Origin of the sequence: Streptomyces sp. NPDC001663, from assembly GCF_042893105.1 — a bacterium.
Classification (GTDB): Bacteria; Actinomycetota; Actinomycetes; order Streptomycetales; family Streptomycetaceae; genus Streptomyces.
Genome location: NZ_JBIAUR010000009.1, coordinates 253,584 through 270,514 on the forward strand (window position 1 = coordinate 253,584; position 16,931 = coordinate 270,514).

14 protein-coding genes and 1 pseudogene are annotated in these 16,931 nt (G+C 70.3%); 9 read left to right on the forward strand and 6 right to left on the reverse strand.

Annotated elements, in window-relative coordinates; translation table 11 throughout:
- Nucleotides 1-188 precede the first annotated feature (188 nt).
- A complete protein-coding gene (locus tag ACFY1L_RS28905) occupies nucleotides 189-2,267 on the forward strand; it encodes an ATP-binding protein (RefSeq protein WP_388830558.1) in 2,079 nt (692 codons plus the stop codon).
- Between the two features lie 3 nt (nucleotides 2,268-2,270).
- On the opposite strand, the gene ACFY1L_RS28910 is transcribed toward ACFY1L_RS28905, so the two are convergent.
- Entirely contained in the window at nucleotides 2,271-2,999 is a 729-nt protein-coding gene (locus tag ACFY1L_RS28910; protein WP_388830561.1) for a methyltransferase domain-containing protein, read from the reverse strand.
- A 107-nt stretch (nucleotides 3,000-3,106) separates the two neighbouring features.
- Between ACFY1L_RS28910 and ACFY1L_RS28915 the strand changes: the two genes are divergently transcribed.
- Entirely contained in the window at nucleotides 3,107-3,505 is a 399-nt protein-coding gene (locus ACFY1L_RS28915) for a nuclear transport factor 2 family protein (RefSeq protein ID WP_388830564.1), read from the forward strand.
- A gap of 25 nt (nucleotides 3,506-3,530) precedes the next feature.
- Here ACFY1L_RS28915 and ACFY1L_RS28920 read toward each other — a convergent pair whose 3' ends face one another.
- The 5 genes from ACFY1L_RS28920 to ACFY1L_RS28940 all read right to left on the reverse strand — a co-directional run bounded on the left by ACFY1L_RS28920 (nucleotide 3,531) and on the right by ACFY1L_RS28940 (nucleotide 9,745).
- Nucleotides 3,531-5,444: a hypothetical protein gene (locus tag ACFY1L_RS28920; protein WP_388830567.1), complete on the reverse strand. Its 1,914-nt coding sequence runs from the start codon at nucleotides 5,442-5,444 to the stop codon at nucleotides 3,531-3,533.
- A gap of 297 nt (nucleotides 5,445-5,741) precedes the next feature.
- Nucleotides 5,742-6,512: an SDR family NAD(P)-dependent oxidoreductase gene (locus tag ACFY1L_RS28925; protein WP_388830570.1), complete on the reverse strand. Its 771-nt coding sequence runs from the start codon at nucleotides 6,510-6,512 to the stop codon at nucleotides 5,742-5,744.
- Entirely contained in the window at nucleotides 6,509-7,810 is a 1,302-nt protein-coding gene (gene hisD, locus ACFY1L_RS28930) for a histidinol dehydrogenase (RefSeq protein WP_388830573.1), read from the reverse strand. The genes ACFY1L_RS28925 and hisD overlap by 4 nt, the downstream gene beginning before the upstream one ends.
- Nucleotides 7,811-7,847: 37 nt before the next feature.
- Nucleotides 7,848-8,783, reverse strand: a complete 936-nt coding sequence (locus tag ACFY1L_RS28935) for a VOC family protein (protein ID WP_388830576.1) — start codon at nucleotides 8,781-8,783, stop codon at nucleotides 7,848-7,850.
- Nucleotides 8,780-9,745, reverse strand: coding sequence for a fumarylacetoacetate hydrolase family protein (locus ACFY1L_RS28940; protein ID WP_388830579.1), 966 nt, complete (start codon nucleotides 9,743-9,745; stop codon nucleotides 8,780-8,782). The genes ACFY1L_RS28935 and ACFY1L_RS28940 overlap by 4 nt, the downstream gene beginning before the upstream one ends.
- A gap of 232 nt (nucleotides 9,746-9,977) precedes the next feature.
- Between ACFY1L_RS28940 and ACFY1L_RS28945 the strand changes: the two genes are divergently transcribed.
- The 7 genes and pseudogenes from ACFY1L_RS28945 to ACFY1L_RS28975 all read left to right on the forward strand — a co-directional run bounded on the left by ACFY1L_RS28945 (nucleotide 9,978) and on the right by ACFY1L_RS28975 (nucleotide 16,894).
- A complete protein-coding gene (locus ACFY1L_RS28945) occupies nucleotides 9,978-10,283 on the forward strand; it encodes an antibiotic biosynthesis monooxygenase family protein (protein ID WP_388830583.1) in 306 nt (101 codons plus the stop codon).
- Between the two features lie 25 nt (nucleotides 10,284-10,308).
- Nucleotides 10,309-11,442 (forward strand): annotated as a pseudogene (locus ACFY1L_RS28950) (FAD-dependent monooxygenase); the annotation flags it as partial.
- Nucleotides 11,439-12,443, forward strand: a complete 1,005-nt coding sequence (locus ACFY1L_RS28955) for an amidohydrolase family protein (protein ID WP_388830586.1) — start codon at nucleotides 11,439-11,441, stop codon at nucleotides 12,441-12,443. The pseudogene ACFY1L_RS28950 and the gene ACFY1L_RS28955, both read left to right, overlap by 4 nt.
- Complete coding sequence (locus ACFY1L_RS28960) at nucleotides 12,440-13,408, forward strand: cyclase family protein (protein WP_388830589.1); 969 nt, start codon at nucleotides 12,440-12,442, stop codon at nucleotides 13,406-13,408. The genes ACFY1L_RS28955 and ACFY1L_RS28960 overlap by 4 nt, the downstream gene beginning before the upstream one ends.
- Complete coding sequence (locus tag ACFY1L_RS28965) at nucleotides 13,405-14,790, forward strand: FAD-binding oxidoreductase (protein WP_388830592.1); 1,386 nt, start codon at nucleotides 13,405-13,407, stop codon at nucleotides 14,788-14,790. The genes ACFY1L_RS28960 and ACFY1L_RS28965 overlap by 4 nt, the downstream gene beginning before the upstream one ends.
- A gap of 3 nt (nucleotides 14,791-14,793) precedes the next feature.
- Nucleotides 14,794-15,750, forward strand: a complete 957-nt coding sequence (locus ACFY1L_RS28970; protein WP_388830595.1) for a fumarylacetoacetate hydrolase family protein — start codon at nucleotides 14,794-14,796, stop codon at nucleotides 15,748-15,750.
- Nucleotides 15,751-15,901: 151 nt separating this feature from the next.
- Nucleotides 15,902-16,894: a LysR family transcriptional regulator gene (locus tag ACFY1L_RS28975; RefSeq protein ID WP_388830598.1), complete on the forward strand. Its 993-nt coding sequence runs from the start codon at nucleotides 15,902-15,904 to the stop codon at nucleotides 16,892-16,894.
- Nucleotides 16,895-16,931: the final 37 nt, after the last annotated feature.

Consider the following 16,931-nt stretch of genomic DNA (forward strand, 5'->3'; position numbering starts at 1 on the left):
CGATCGCATCGTCCGGGAAGCTCGCCGTCGCGCCCTGGTGAACCGACAACAGGTCGGCGGCGGCCACCGCCACCGACACCGTTCGGGACACCCGGCTGAACACGACCATTCCCGGCATCAGGATCCCTCCCGCTCGGCCTTCAGGGACGGTTAAGGTGTCCGCCATCGGTTCCGGTGATGGGGGGACGATGGCGGCCTCTGTTCAGGGCGGCAGGATCGGCAACCTTCCCGCCGAGGCGAACGTATTCGTCGGCCGACAGCTCGAACTCGCCGAAATCGCGGGGCTGTTGGGGACCGAGCGGCTGGTGACGCTGACGGGGTCCGGAGGGGTCGGCAAGTCCCGGCTGGCGCTGCGGGCCGCGCATGCCGCGAAGGCCGCGTTCCCGGGCGGGACCTGGCTGGTGGAGCTGTCGGAACTGCGGGACCCGGAGCTGCTCACGAACACCGTGGCTGCCGCGACCCGGCTGACGGAGCAGACGCTGCGACCGCTGCTGCAGGCGGTGTGCGAGCACCTTGCGGGGGCGCCTGTGCTGCTCGTGCTGGACACCTGCGAGCACGTCCTGGACGAGTGCGCTCGGGTGGTGCAGGAACTCCTGGCGAACGTGGAGGACTTACGGGTGCTGGCCACCAGCCGGCAGCCGCTGGGAGTGCCGGGCGAGCATCTGCTGACGGTGTCGCCGCTGCCGCTGGGGGAACGCGATGACGCGGTGGCGCTGTTCACGGCCCGGGCCGCGGCGGCGGTGCCCTCGTTCGCGGTGACCGACGGCAACCGGGCCCATGTGGCCGCGGTCTGCGCCCGGCTCGACGGGATCCCGCTGGCTCTGGAGCTGGCCGCCGTACGGCTGCGGGGTTTTCCCCTGGACCGGCTGCTGGAGGGACTGGACTCCCGCTTCGACCTGCTCGTCTCGCCCGCCCGGCCGCGCCTGGCCCGGCATCAGACGCTGCGCACCGCGATCGGCTGGAGCCACGAGCTGTGCACCCCGCTGGAGCGGCTGCTGTGGGCCCGGTTGTCGGTGTTCGCCGGCGGCTGGGACGTGGAGTCGGCCGAATTCGTGTGCCACGGCGGCCCGTTGGATGCCGAGGACATCCTCGCGCTGCTGGCCTCGCTCACCGAGAAGTCCATCGTCACCCGCGACGGGGAGGGTGCCGCGGTGCGCTACCGGATGCTGGACACGGTCCGATCGTTCGGCGCCGAGTGGCTGACTGGGCTGGGCGAGCAGGAGACGGTGCGACGCCGGCACCGGGACTACTTCCGCTGGATCGCCCGGCAGGGTGAGGCGGAGTGGCTCGGGCCCGGTCAGCGGATGTGGGCCGAGCGGCTTACCGCGGAGCACGCCAACCTGCGGCTGGCCGTCGAGGAGTGCCTGGCGGCGCCGGAGCCCACGACGGCGCTCGAACTGGCCGGTTGCCTCTGGTACTTCTGGTTCGCGTGCGGTTTCACCGAGGAGGGCCGCGCCTATCTGGAGCGGGCACTGCGCCGCGCCCCCGACGGTGCCGGGCCCGAGCACACGCTCGCGATCTGGGCGCACCGGCTGGTCACGGTCGTGCCGGACGACCTGGAGGCGGCCGAGTCGGTGAGCGCCGCCTATGTGTGGCTCGCCGAGGAACGCCGACTGCCGGTGCCCGCGCTGCCGTTGACGGGGGCGAGCCTGGCGGTACGAGGCGAGTCGGCGCGCTCGGCGGTGCTGTACGGACGGATCGGTCAGGCGCCCGCGGCCGACGGCGGCGCCGAGTTCTTCCAGCTGCTGACGCTCGCTCTGCAGGCGTATCTGCTGGCGAGCCAGGCCGCGTTCGAGCGGTGCGCCGCGGTGGCCGAACGGCTGCGCGCAGATTGCGCCAAGCTCGGGGAGCTGTGGATGCGGGCCTGGGGCGACTTCTTCCTCGCGCTCGCCGCGATCGGCCTGGGCCACCTGGACGAGGCGGTGCGTTCGGCGCGCGAGGCGCTCACCGCCAAGTGGCGGGTGCACGACCAGCTCGGTGCCGCCGCGGTCGCCGACCTCCTGGTGGTCGCGCAGGCCTCGCGCGGCGAGGCGGAGCTCGCCGCCCGCCTCCTCGGCATCAGCAGACGCCTGTGGTACGCCGCGGGGCTGCCGCAGCTCGGCAGATCCGACAAGACGGTCTTCCACCGCGAGTACGAGCGCCGACTGCGCGCGGCCCTCGGGGACGCCCGCTTCACCGAAGCGGTGCGCGAGGGACGGGAGTTGAGCCAGGACGCGGCGATCGCGCTGGCACTGGGCGGCGTACGTGTGGACGTGGACGACCTTTGATCTTTACGTCGGCCGCCGGGCCGTCACCAGCCGCACGCGCGGACTCCCGTCCGCGCGGCACCCGAACTCCGGCAGGGCCTGCAGCTCCACCTCGAATCCGGTGCGTTCCAGCTCCCGTCGTACGTCGCCGAGCCGGAAGGCCCGGTAGTACATGACGAACGGCGGCCGCCACACCGCATTGCGCACCCGCATGACCGCGTCGAAGCCGAGCAGCATCCAGAACGCCGGGGACGAGGGCCGGGGCGGGGCGAGGACGGGGAAGGCGAAACGGCCGCCGGGCCGCAGCACGGAGTGGACCTGGGCGAACAGGCCCGGCAGTTCCGCGGGCAGGAAGTGCCCGAACGCCCCGAAGCTCACCACCAGGTCGAAGGCGCCGGGCCCGAACGGGAGGGCACGGGCGTCCCCGCGGACCCAGGAGACCGCCGGTCCGGTCGGCCGCACCTGCTCCCGGGCCACGTCGAGCATGCCCGCGCTGAAGTCGACACCGGTGACGCTGCGCCGGCACACCCGTGCCAGCACGTCGACTCCCGCACCGGTGCCGCAGCACAGGTCGAGCCCGGCATCGAAGGGCCCCGTCCGCGCCAGCGCCGAAGCAACTGCCTCGAGCACCGAGTCGGGCGTACGGAAAGGGGTGTGGTCGAACTTCGGGGCGAGCAGGTCGTAGCCGCGCTCGACGGACGACAGGGCCTGGACGGCGAGCTCGCGGAGACTGGGGCCTTCGGGGCTGAACATCCACGTCAGCTTAGGGGAACACATCCGGAACATGCCCGTGGACAGGTCGGGAATCGTTCATTACTCTCATCGGCACCTACTCTACTAGTTCACTATGAGGTGATCCGATGCGCGCGTTCCGCGAGGCGGTCGAGGCAGGTGACCTCGATGCCGTCGAGGCGCTGCTGGCCGAGGACGTCGTCTTCATGAGCCCGGTGGTGTTCAAGCCGTACCCGGGCAAGGCGATCACCGCGGCAATCCTGCGCGCGGTGTCGCAGGTGTTCGAGGACTTCCGGTACGAACGTGAGCTCGCCGGCGCCGACGGCCGCGACCACGCGCTGGTGTTCGCGGCGCGGGTCGGCGACCGCGAGCTGACCGGATGCGACTTCATCCACGTCAATGACGAGGGTCTGATCGACGAATTCACCGTCATGGTGCGGCCGTTGTCGGGTGCGCAGGCGCTGGCGGCCGCCATGGGCGCGCGGTTCGAGGAGATCGCGAAGGAGGCGGAGGCGCGCTCGGTCTGAAGAACCACGCCTCCGCCTCCTCACCTCACGCGACGGTGAGGGTGATGGCGCCGGCGTAGCTCTTCCCGGCGGTGATGGCCGTCGTGGTGCCGTCGACGGTCATGGTCACCGTCCTGCCGCGCGGCGCCTTCACCGCGGCGTCGGAGGCCAGTGTGAGCCCGGTCAGATACGAGGTGCCGGTGACGGTCCAGGCCGAGCCGCTGTTGAGCTTCACGATGGCGCCGTTGTTGACGGCGGCCTGGACGGTGTTGATGACGATGCCCAGCTCGTAGAAGGTGGACGAGTCGATGCTGGAAACCCGGTGCTTGGCCTTCGTGGCCGAGATGACGCCCTCCACGGTCGAATCCTCGAAGGTCAGGACCATGTTCTTGCCCTTGCGCATGCCGTTGTAGAAGTCGCCCCTGAGCGCGATCGAGGTGAAGGTGGCGGCTCCGTCGCCCGTGTGTACGGCGGTGGTGTCGAAGGACGAGTCCTTGGTGGGGTCGTCGGTGGGCTCGGTGTAGACGCCGGTGTTCATCATCTTGCCGTTGACGTTGACCGGGCCCGGATCGTCCAGCTCGATCATCTGCAGGATGATCCCGTCGCGCGGGTTGAGGCGGGCGCCCTTGGAGCCGTCGACGGTGATCGTGGTCTGCTGGCCCTTGTTGAGGAAGGTGGCCCGTTCGGAGTTGATGACGGTGCCGCCGTCGAGGGTGAGCGTGCCGGCGCCGAAGAACATGTAGCCGAAGTGGCCGGAGTTCACCACTGTGTTGCGGGCCGGAAGAGCCGCCAACTCTGCTGCTGTCAGCCCGAGTTCGAGCTCGGTGTTGAGCGCGGAGACGGCGTCGGCGGTGCTGTCGCCGTAGTGCACGACCGCGGCCGGCCCCGCGATGATGGTGGCGTAGCTGCCGACGTCGAAGCGGGAGCCGAGGACACGGACGGTGGCGTCGCCGATGGCGTAGGTGCCGTAGCCGTACTCCCCGGTGTTGCCGACGTGGCTGTTGACCGCGGTCAGCTTGAGGCCGCTGCCGCCCTCGACCGACAGGGCACCCCAGGTCTCCGAGAATACGGTGGAGTTGAGGTAGGTGGCGGTGCTGTTCTTGCCGATGAGGTTGGTGGCACGGACGTTGCCGTCGAGGCCGAGCATCCAGGGCACCGACTCCATGTACGGGGTCTCGACGGTGGCCTGGTAGTCGGAGGGCAGGACACCGTTGCGGCAGCGGACGTAGGAGTTCTTCACCACCACGTTGGCGCCGTCGTTGGCGATGACGCCGGTGCGGACCACGCCCTTGTTGCTGATGCGGGCGCCGTCCACGACGAGCTTGGTGGAGGAGCCGTCGCCGACGACCGCGGCGCCGTAGCCGGCGAAGTCGCAACGGCCGTTCCCCGTCAGGGAGATGGTGGGACGCTCCAGTGTGTACGTGGCGTCCTGCACGAACACGCCGTCGAAGCACTCTCCGGTCGAGGTGACGGACACGTTGCGGGCGAGGGTGTCGGTGAGTTTCCCGCCGAGGACGGCCGCGAGGACGGACTTTTCGCGCACGACACCGTCGCCGTCGACGTACAGGGCCTGACGGAAGGGGAAGGTGAGCGTCTCGTACGTCACCTCGTTCGCGGCCGCCACCGTGAGGACGACGTCGCCCTGGTAGGTGCCGGCCTGGATCAGGGTTGCGGTGCCGCCGGTCTCGGTGAGGAGCTGGCCGGTCTCCACGCCGTTGACGGTCAGGGAGAGGCTGTAGCCGTCCGGGGCGACGATCTTCCCGCCGTCTGCGACGGTCAGTTGCCCCACCCGGGTGGTCGAGGAGAGTTCGTACGTCTCCCCCGAACCGACCGTGATCTGCTTGCCCGACGCCGACGCCGACGCCTTCGGGGCGGCGGAGGCGGAGGCGGCCGGAACCAGCAGGCCTCCCACCGTGGCGGTACCGGCGATCAGGATGGAGCGACGGGTGATCATCGTCATTGGATGCCTTCCCAGGGATCGAGTGCGCCGTTGCGCAGTGTGACGAACCGGCCGTCTCGTACACGGCGGCCACGGCTCGGAGCAGGGCACCGATGGTGCGCACGAGGGAGTGAATCAGCCCTGGGGAACAGGGAATAGGCACTTCACAAACGCATAACGGAACCCGATGCCTCGGATCGGGCGGCCTGGTTCATGGCGATCACACAGAGTGGCCACAGGCCTTGATCGCGGGCACGCAGGACGGCGAGGCGGGCGGCTGTCACGCCGTCCACCTCGCCGTTCGTATGTGCTGTTCGGTTATGCGGGTGCGATCATCCCCGCCGACAGGTCGATGTCCGCCCCGCACAGGCCCGGCATCGCGAGCATCCCCAGCAGTGCCCGGGCCACCTCGTCCTCCTCGACGAGCCGGCCGAGGGCGGCGCGGGAGGCGAAGTCGTGTTCGGCCTCCTCGACGGTGCAGCCGGTCAGTTCGGCGGTCAGCCGGAAGTTGCGGTCCATGCGTGGGCCCCGAACCGGGCCGGGGGAAAGGGAGTTGACCGCGACGCCCCGCGGGCCGACCTCTCCGGCCAGCGTCCGGGTGAGGCCGAGCAGCGCCATCTTGGAGGCGGTGTAGGGGGTGCGGTTGAGCAGCGGGCGTTTGCCGCTCACCGAGGCAATGTTGACGACGTCACCGCGTCCGGCTTCGAGCATCGGCGGCAGGAAGGTCCGGCACATGAGATAGACGCCGCGGACGTTGACCGCGAACACGTCGTCCCACTCGTCCGGTTCGATGTCGATGAGAGGGCGCACCGGGCCCGCCACACCCGCGTTGTTGACGAGCAACGACACTTCCTCGTCGGCGAGTTGGGCGGCGAGCCGTCTCACTGACGCGGTGTCGGACACGTCGCACACCGCCGTTCGGGCCTCTCCGCCCTCCTTGGCGACACGGGCCGACGCGTCCGCGAGGGCCTGTTCGCCGCGGCCGACGAGGATCACCCGGGCGCCCGCGCCGGCCAGGGCCAGGGCGAACGCCCGGCCCAGCGGCCCTCCCCCGCCGGTGACGAGCGCCGTGCGCCCGTTGAGGGTCACGCGGTGTTCCACGGGAGGTCGTCACCGGCGGCCTTCGCGGCCCGTACGTCGCCGGAGCGCGCGTGGCCCTCGAACAGCTCGACGCGCGAGGCGCGACCGCACAACCGGCCGAGCAGGGCCTGCGACTCGGTGTCGGTGACCTCCTGGTAGGTCACGGTCTTGAGGTACTTCCCCACCCACAGACCGCCGGTGTAGCGGGCGGCGCCACGGGTCGGCAGCACGTGGTTGGTGCCGATGACCTTGTCGCCGAAGGACACGCAGGTGCCCTCGCCGAGGAACAGCGCGCCGTACTGGGTCATGTTCTCGAGCGCGAGACGCGGCTGGGCGGTCAGCACCTCGACGTGCTCGAAGGCGAACTCGTCGGCGAGTGCGTACAGTTCGTCGATCGTGTCGACGACGTGCACCTGGCCGTGGTCGCGCCAGGCGGGCTCGGCGTAGTCGCGGGTCGGCATGCCGGGCAGGATCCGCTCGACCTCGGCGATGGTCTGCTCGGCGACCTCGCGGGAGGTGGTGATCAGGACGGCCGGGGAGTCCGGGCCGTGCTCGGCCTGGGAGAGCAGGTCGACGGCACAGACGAAGGGGTCGGCGTGCTCGTCGGCGAGGACGAGGATCTCGGTCGGTCCGGCGAACAGGTCGATGCCGATCTCGCCGAAGAGCTGCCGCTTGGCCTCGGCGACGTAGGCGTTTCCGGGCCCGGCGATCAGGTTCACCGGCTGCATGGTGTCCGTGCCGACGGCCATCGCGGCGACCGCCTGGACGCCGCCGAGCAGCCAGATCTCGTCGGCGCCGGCCAGGTGCATGGCGGCGACGGTGGCGGCCGGTATCTCGCCGTGGATGGGCGGCGTACAGGCGACGACGCGTGGTACGCCCGCGACCTTGGCGGTGACGATGGTCATGTGGGCGGAGGCGGTGAGCGGGTAGCGGCCGCCGGGGATGTAGGCGCCCGCGGCCTGCACCGGGATGTGCTTCTGTCCGAGCCGCACGCCCGGCAGCGTCTCCACCTCGAACTCGCCCAGCGAGTCCAGCTGATGGCGGGCGAAGGTGCGCACCTGCTCCTGGACGAAGCGGATGTCGTCGATGACCTGCTGCGGCACCGAGGCGACGATCTTCTCGACCTCCTCCTCGCTCAGCCGGAAGGAGTCCGGGCTCCACTTGTCGAACTTCTCGGAGTACGCGCGCACGGCCTCGTCGCCGCGCTCGCGGATGTCCGCGATGACGCCGGCGACGGTCTCGCGCACCTGGCCGAGGGAGGCGGTGACCTCCGCCTTGGGTACGGCGTGCTTCAGGATCTCTGCCACAACTGCGGCCTCTCTCAGGGAAATTGCGGGTGTCGGCTCAGACGGGCGGCGCTTCGAAGAGCACGTCGGGGTCGTTGAACTGCTCCTTGGCGACCGACTCGCTCATCGGGTCGGCGGTGCCCCACTGGTCCTGGGTGATCGGGTCGTCGACGTCGTGGCGGCCCGGATGCCACAAGTCCTCTTCGAGGACGGCCAGTTCGGTGGTGTACTCCACGGTGTTGCCGTGCGGGTCGTGGAAGTACGAGAAGGTGTTGTCGCCGGCGAGATGGCGTCCCGGCCCCCAGGTGAGCCGGGTACCGGCCCGCAGCGCTCGCCCTGTGCCGCGCATGTACTCCTCGACGCCGCGCATCTCGAACGAGGCGTGGTGCAGGGAGACATGGGGTCCTCGCGCGATGGCGAAGGAGTGGTGCAGCGGGCTGCACCGCAGGAAGTACATGAGGTCGCCCAAGTGCGTGGAGTACAGGGTGTCGGTGAGCCGGAAGCCGAGGTGGTGGACGTAGAAGTCCCGGAGCCCTTCCGGGTCCTGGGAGTTGACCACGCAGTGCGAGAGCCGTACGGGGATGGCCTCGCGCTCCTCGATCTTCCGGTGGGTGCGGGTGGCGACGTCGGCGGACACCTCGACGACGCGTCCGTCCGGGTCGAAGAACCGGAAGCCGTAGCCACCACCCGGAGTGTCCAACACCTTTGGTTCGTGGACGATTTGAACGCCCGCCCGTCCGAGCCGCACCGCCAGCTCGTCGACGGCCGCCGGGGAGAGGGCCCCGAAGGCCACCAGGTCCATCCGCTTCCGTTCGTCCCTGCGGATCCGCACGATGTACTGCTCGGGACTTCCCTCGGCGGCGAAGAACGCGACGCCGTTGTCGTTCGCGACCTCTGTCAGTCCCCAGGTGGTGCCGTAGAAGGCACGCTGGGTGTCGAAGTCCGGTACGGCCAGGTCGACATGGCGCAGATGGGTGATGGGCTGGAAGCTCATGCGTGGCTCCTGACGGTGTTGCGCTGGTGGCCCAGGCCGGTGATCTCCGCCTCCACCACGTCCCCGGGCTTCAGGAACACGCCCCAGTGCGCGCCGTTGCCGGCCGGGGAGCCGGTGAGCAGCAGGTCGCCGGGGCGCAGGGTGCTGGTCGTGGAGACGTACGCGATGAGCCGCGGAATGTCGAAGATCATGTCCTTGGTGGACTCGTCCTGGCGGACGACTCCGTTGTGCCGCAGGGTGATCCGCAGGTCGTTCGGGTCGCCGGCGAAGGCGGCCGGGACGAGGAAGGGCCCGGTCGGCAGGAAGGTGTCGGCGTTCTTGGCGGTGAACCAGTCGGTGCCGATGGCCTTCAGGTCGGGCCGGTAGAGGCGGTCGCGGGTGGTGAGGTCATTGCAGATCGTGTAGGCGGCGACGTGGGACATCGCGTCCTCGACCGGGATGTTCCGGCCCGACTTGCCGATGACCAGGGCGAGTTCGAGTTCCCAGTCGTGCTGCTCACCGAGCCCGGGGAGCACGATGTCGTCGTATGGGCCGGTCATCGCGCGCGGGGAGCCGAGGAAGACGTACGGCACTCCGTTGCGGATCCGCTCGTCCATCATCTTCTCGGCGTCGGCCCGGGCCTCCTCGGGGGTGGCACCGTGCACGCTCTCCTTCTCTGCGGCGACCAGATCGACCACGTGCTTGCGGTAGTTGGCGCCGCTCTGCAGGATCTGGCCCGGCTCGAACGGGATCAGGACGCGCAGTCCGGCCAGGTCGTGCCAGGTGCCGTCGGCCGAGGCGGCGAGGTCGTGGAGGCGGGGCAGCCAGGCGTCCCAGTCCTCGACGATCGCGCGCACGGAGGGCACCTGGTCGGACAGGTCACGCACGCGCGCCCCGCTGACCAGGCCGGGGAAGGTGCCGGCGCTGCTGCTGAAGGTGCCGAGCGCGAACGGTCCGGCGTGGGTCGGTAGTGGATCGGGCACGGGCGGCTCTCCTCGTACGGGTGCGGGGGCTCACCGTCGACGCTAGGCAGCCGGGCGGGTCGGCGGAAATGGCCGTTCACGATGGCTGCCATCAGCGGCCCGCCCAGGCCCTGAACTGGGCCTCCATCGCCGTACGGGATGCATGACGTCCCCCTTGCCGATGCCTCGATCCGTTGACCCTGCATCGGCCTCCGACCAGGCTCGGAGCACCCCACCACCCGAGGAGTAGCACGTGGTCGTCGAGCATGCCGAGCTGACCGTCGAGGCCGGCCGGGAAGCGGAGTTCCAGGAGGTCTTCGGCAAGGCCCGCGAGGTGCTCGCGGAGGCCGACGGGTTCCGCTGGGCCGAACTGCTGCGGTGCGAGGAGCGGCCGCGGACGTATCTCCTGCTGGTCGGCTGGGAGTCGGTCGAGGCCCACACGGTCGGGTTCAGGGAGTCCGAACGCTTCAGCCGCTGGCGGGCCCTGGTCGGACCGTTCTTCGCCGAGCCGCCGGCCGTCGAGCACTACCACGAGCTCGGGCCGCGCTTCGCCGGCTGACTCCCCTCTTCTTCTACGTTCGCAAGGATCGCCCATGCCCGTACAGAAGGTGCTCGTCGTCGGCGGCGGCATCACCGGAAGCGTGTTCGCCCTCGCGCTCGCCCAGCGCGGCACCGAGGTGGACCTCGTCGAGATCTCGCCCCAGTGGTTCGGCGTGGGCCACGGCGTCACCATCCAGGGCAACGCGCTCAAGGCGCTGCGCTCGGTGGGGGTACTGGACAAGGTGCTGGCCCGGGCGGTGCCGTTCGACATCATGCGGCTGCGCCGCGCGGACGGCGCGCTGATCACGGAGCTGCCCACCCCGCACACCGGCGGCCTCGACCTGCCGTCCACTGCCGGCGCGCTGCGCTCGGACCTGCAGAACGCGCTGTGCGACGCGGTGTACGCGCACGGGGTGCAGGTGCGGCTCGGCCTGTCCGTCGAGCGGCTCGACCAGTCGTCCGAGCACGTGGACGTGACCTTCACCGACGGTTCCGCCGGCCGCTACGACCTGGTGGTCGCCGCCGACGGCATCAACTCGGCGATGCGCGGGCTCATCGGCATCACCCGGCGGCCGCGCCCGGTCGGCATGTCGATCTTCCGGGTCGTCGCGGAGCGCCCCGCCGAGATGGACTGCGCCGAGGTCTACTACGGCGGCCCCCGCTTCAAGGCCGGCTACAGCCCGATCTCCGCCGAACAGTGCTACGCCTACCTCCTGGACGAGAACCTCGACGCCTCGCTGATCGGCCCGCGCGCCCCGCTGTCGCTGATGCGCGAGCGCGGCGCGGGCTACGGCGGCACCTGGGGCAAGGTCATCGCCTCGCTGCCCGAGGACACGGCGGTCGACTACCGCTGGATCGAGGCGGTGCTGGTCGACGAGCCGTGGCACCGCGGCCGCACGATGGTCATCGGCGACGCGGCGCACGCCTGTCCGCCGCTGATCGCGCAGGGTGCCGCCATGTGCATGGAGGACGCGGTGCTGCTGGCCGAACTGGTCAGCGGCGACGAGCCGTTGGAGAAGGCCCTGGACCACTTCATGTCCCGGCGGCTGCCGCGGGTGCGGATGGTGCTGGAGAACTCGCTGCAACTCGCCGAGTGGGAGATCAACCCCGGGACACCGGGTGCCGATCCCGCCCGCATCATGTCGCAGACGCTCGAGTCGCTGACGGCGGCCGCATGAGCACGCCGGTCGTCGACTTCCACGGCCATCTGGCCGTCCCGGCCGCCGACGCCCTGGTGGCCGGCACACCGGGTCTGGCCGCCGAACTGGCGGCCGAACAGCGCGCCCACTCCCCCGCGTCGCTGGCCGTCAACCAGGCCCAACTCCAGCGACTGGCAGGAAAGTTGACGGACATCGATCAGCGTCTCGCCGACCTGGACGGGATGGGCGTCGACATCCAGGTGGTCGGCCCGATGCCGATGCACCACTACTGGGCGGAGCCGGACCTCGCCGTCCGGCTCGCCCGCACCGTCAACCAGGCGGTCGCCGCGCACTGCGCCCAGGCGCCCGAGCGGCTGTACGGTCTGGGCACGGTCCCGCTGCAGCACCCGGATCTCGCAGTGGCCCTGCTGGACAAGGCGGTCACCGAGTACGGCCTGTACGGGATCAGCGTCTCCACGACCGTCGACGGACACGAGCTGGCCGACCCGCGGCACGACGAACTCTGGCAGAAGGCCGAGGAGTTGGGCGCGGTCGTGTTCGTCCATCCGTGGGGCTGCTCGCTCGGCGAACGGCTGGCGACCAACTACCTGGGCAACACGGTCGGGCAGCCGGTCGAGACGACGGTCGCGCTCTCCCATCTGATCTTCACCGGGGTTCTGGACCGCTATCCGCGGCTGAAGCTGGTGGCCGCGCACGGCGGCGGCTATCTGCCGACCTACATCGGACGCTCGGACCACGCCTGGCGGGTGCGCGAGGACGCGCGCGACTGTGCCGAGCCGCCGAGCAGCTATCTGCGGCGCATGTGGTTCGACGCGCTCGTGTACACCCCGCGCGCGTTGCGCCACCTGGTCGAGGAGGTGGGCGCCGACCGGGTCGTGCTCGGCACGGACCACCCCTTCGACATGGGCGTCGACGACCCGCTGGCCCGCCTGGACGCCGCCGGGCTCGCCCCGGCCGACCGTGCCGCCGTCGCCGGGGGCAACGCCCTCGACCTGCTCCTGAAAGGACGTATCCCATGACCCTGGGTCCGATTGAGGAAGAGCTCGCCAAGGCCCGTGCCGCGTACCGGAATTGGGGCCGCTGGGGTGAGGACGACGTGCTGGGCACGCTCAACTTCATCGACGACGCGATCCGCGCCCACGCGTCGGGCCTGGTCCGGCGGGGGCGGTCCTTCTCGCTGGCGCTGGACTTCAACGAGGACGGCCCGCAGCGCGGTTTCCGCGGCCGGATCAACCCGGTCCACTACATGAAGGACACCGGATCCGACGCGGCGGCCGGCACCCAGGGCTTCCCGCACGGCTTCGGCGGCGCGGACGACCACATCGTGATGCCGCTGCAGGCCTCCACCCAGTGGGACGGCCTGGGCCACATCTACGACAACAAGCAGGCATGGAACGGCCGTCCGTGCACGATCGTGGGCGGCGACGGCGACTCGGTCACCGGCATCGAGCACATGCGGGACGCGTTCACCGGGCGTGGGGTCCTGCTGGACGTGGGCCGGGCGGTCGGTGACGAATTCGGTGAACTCCACGACGGATTCCCCATCCTGGAGGAACACCTGCGCGCGACCATCGAGGCGCAGGGCGCGACGTCGAGCGTCCGGCGCGGCGACCTCGTCCTGGTGCGCACCGGACAGATCGGCCGGGTGCGGCGGTTGGGCGAGTGGGGCACCTACGCGGCCGGTGACGCACCCGGCCTCTCCTTCACCTCCCTGGGCTGGCTGCACCGCACGGAGATCGCCGCGATCGCCTCCGACACCTGGGGCCTGGAGGTACGTCCGTACGAGTTCGCCGAGCGCGCGATGTCCCCGCTGCACCAGATCGCCATCCCCAACATGGGCCTGCCGCTGGGCGAGATGTGGGACCTGGAGGCACTGGCGGAGGACTGTGCGGCCGACGGCGTGTACGAGTTCCTGCTGGTCGCGGCGCCGCTGCCGGTCACCGGCGCGGTGGGCGCCCCCGTCAATCCGATCGCGATCAAGTGAGTACGGCGACCATGAACCCCAACCGCTTCTCCGGCACCCTCCACCTCCCCGACGACGAGGACTTCGAGGAGGCCTGCTTCGGCCGGGTCTTCAACGCCCGCCGCCCGTCGGACCGTTCACCGGCCGCCGTCCTCAAGGCGCTGACCGAGCAGGACATCGTCGAGGGTGTACGGCTGGCCCTGGAGCGCGGCTGGCAGGTCGCCGTCCGTTCCGGCGGGCACAGCTGGGCCGCCTGGTCGGTGCGCGCGGACGCGCTGCTGATCGACCTCGGGGACTTCCGAGAGATGGCGTACGACGCGGAGTCGGGGACTGTGACCGCGACGCCCAGCGTCAAGGGCGGCGACGAACTCAACCCGTATCTCGGCGAGTTCGGCCGCTTCTTCAACGGCGGGCACTGCCCGTCCGTCGGCATCGGCGGCTTCCTCCTCCAGGGCGGACAGGGCTGGAACGCGCGTGGCTGGGGCTGGGCGGCGGAGAACATCGTCGCGATCGACCTCGTCACCGCCGAGGGCGAGTTGGTGCGCGCGGACGAGAGGCAGAACAGCGATCTGTTCTGGGCGGCGCGCGGCGCCGGCCCCGGCTTCTTCGGCGTCGTCACCCGCTTCCATCTGCGCACCCGCCCGCTGCCGAAGCACCTGGGGCACACGGTGCACGCGTACCCGCTGGATCTCTTCGACGAGGTCATGACCTGGCTGCACGGTATGCACCACACGGTCTCGGACCTGGTGGAGATCGTCGCGCTGACGCAGACGCCGCCCGACCTCGACGAGCCGGTGCTGCTGGTCACGGGCGTGTCGATGACCGACACCCCGGAGCAGGCCGCCGAGGCGCTGGCCCCGCTGCACGCCAACCCGTACGCGGACCGGGCGCTGTTCCGCATCGAGGCCCAACCCACCACACTGGCCGCCCAGTTGGCGGGCCAGCGCACCGCCAACCCCGAGGGCCACCGCTACCTCGTCGACAACGCCTGGCTGACCGGACCGGCGGAAGAGGTCGTGCCGGCGATCCGCAAGGCGTTCACCGAGCATCCGACCCGGCAGACCTTCACCATCTGGTTCTCCATGGCGCCGTTGCGTCAACTGCCGGACATGGCCTTCTCGTTGCAGTCGGAGATCTACTGCGCCACCTACGTCGTCCACGACGAGCCCGAGCGCGACGCAGAGTTGCGCGCCTGGCTGGACGGGGCGATGGCGGCGATGCAGCCGGTGACCGCCGGGCAGTACCTCGGGGACTCCGACTTCACCGTCCGGCAGCTGCGGTTCATGGGCGAGGAACAGTGGCGTCGGCTGCAGGAGATCCGCGCCGCCCGTGACCCGAAGGGCCTGTTCGCGGGATATCTGAGCACGGGGGCCGTCACCAACACCAACCACTGGGAGCACTGAGGCATGCGTTTCGCGACATACGAGTACGAGGGCGAGGAGCGCGCCGGTGTGGTGCGGGACGGGGTGATCCATCCGCTGCCCGAGGGGGTCACCGTCCTGGCGCTCATCGAGCAGGAGGTCCTGTACGCCGCCGGCGTCGAAGCGCTGCAGCAGCTCAGTGACTTGACGGTGGATCAGGTGCGGCTGCTGCCGCCGCTGAGGCCGCCGTCCATCCGGGACTTCGTCGGCTTCGAGGCGCACATCGAGGGCGTCAGCAAGTCCCTGGACGGGCTGGAGCACGTGCCCGAGGAGTGGTACCGGGCGCCCAACTTCTACTTCGCCAACCCGCACGCGGCCTATGGCGCCCACGACGAGGTGCCGGTCCCGGCGGGCTGCTCGGTGCTCGACTTCGAGCTGGAGGTCGGGGCGGTGATCGGCCGCAGCGGCCGGGACCTCACGCCCGCGCAGGCACGCGCGCACATCGTGGGCTATCTGATCTTCAACGACTGGTCGGCGCGCGACCTGCAGAAGCCGGAGAAGAACCTGGGTCTCGGCTTCTCCAAGGGCAAGGACTTCGCCAATACGCTCGGCCCGTTCCTGGTCACCGCGGACGAGGTGGAGGACCGGCGGGACGCCGACGGCTTCCTCGACCTGGAGATGACGGTCACCCTCAACGGCGAGCTCATCGGCCGCGACACACTCGCCAACGTGTCCTGGACCTTCGAGGAGATGATCGCCTACGCCGCCCGGGACGCCTGGGTACGCCCCGGAGACATCCTCGGCTCGGGCACCTGTGGCTGGGGTGCGCTGGCGGAGTTCTGGGGCCGGCTCGGGGAGCGGACGCCGCCGCCGCTGACGCCGGGCGACGAGGTGACGCTCACTGTGGAGCGGCTCGGCAGACTGTCCAATCGGGTGGTGCCGGGCCGTACGGACGTGTACCTCCCGCGGGCCCGAAAGCGGGGGCGGACCCCGCGGCCGTAGCACCACCGCCGCTTTGACCTGCACGTATCCAGGGATCCGATGGTTGTTATCGGATCCCTGTGAGTTGTCTCCGGAGCCCTTCCTCGGCGATTGCCCCGTCGTTACGCTCCGATTTCACCGAGCTTCAACGACGCGGCCGGAAGGAACACCCATGGGTCTCGGAGCTATCGACCTGAATCTTCTGGTGGCGCTGGAAGCCCTCCTGGAGGAGAAGAACGTCACCCACGCGGGCGTGCGGCTGTCCACCAGCCAGTCCGCGATGAGCGGCTCGCTGGCCCGGCTGCGCCGGCACTTCAACGACGAGCTGCTGGTGCGGGTCGGCCGGGAGTACGAGCTGACGCCGCTGGCGGAGCGGCTGCTGCCGGTGGTGCAGGCCTCGCTGCACAAAGCGGAGGAGGCGCTGTCACTGACCAGACACTTCGACCCGCAGCGCAGTCGGCAACGCTTCTCGGTGGTGATGTCCGACTACGTGATGTCGGTGTTCGTGGAGCCGCTGCTGCGGGTCATCGCGGAGGAGGCACCCGGGGTGCGGATCGACTTCCACCCCATCGTGGAAGGACAGCTCGAGAACGAGACCCATCTGCGCTGCCACGACCTGATGATCGTGCCCCTCGGCTACCAGCTGCCGGGCGTGAGCGAGGCCGTGATGCACGACCGGTTCGTGTGCCTGGTCGACCCGAACAATCCGCGTCTGGTGGACGGTCGCCTCGGCCTGCGCGACCTGGCGGAGATGCCGCACGTCGCGTGCGCCATCGGGAAGCTCACGCCCGCCGACCGCCAGCTGGAGACCCTGGGCATCACACCGCGGGTGCAGGTCAGTACGCCGGGCTTCAGCGTGATGCCGTTCCTGCTCAGCGGCACCGACATGGTCGCCCTGGTGCCCGAGCGGCTCGCCCGGCGCTACGAGGGCTTCGCGCGCTGCACGACCGTACCGACGCCGTTCCCGGACGTACCGCTGGTGGAGGCCATGTACTGGCACCACAACCGGCACTCCGATCCGGCCCACCGGTGGCTGCGCGAGACCGTGCGGAAGGTCGGAGCCTCGCTGGACGTGCCGTCGGGCTCGGCCCCGGCCGAGGAGATCGCGGCCGTGGATGCCAGCCATGGCGAACACGCGTTTCCGGAGCTGTCCGCGGCTTCCTAGCGTGGACGGGAGACATCCCGCACGCAGCTTGGAGGAG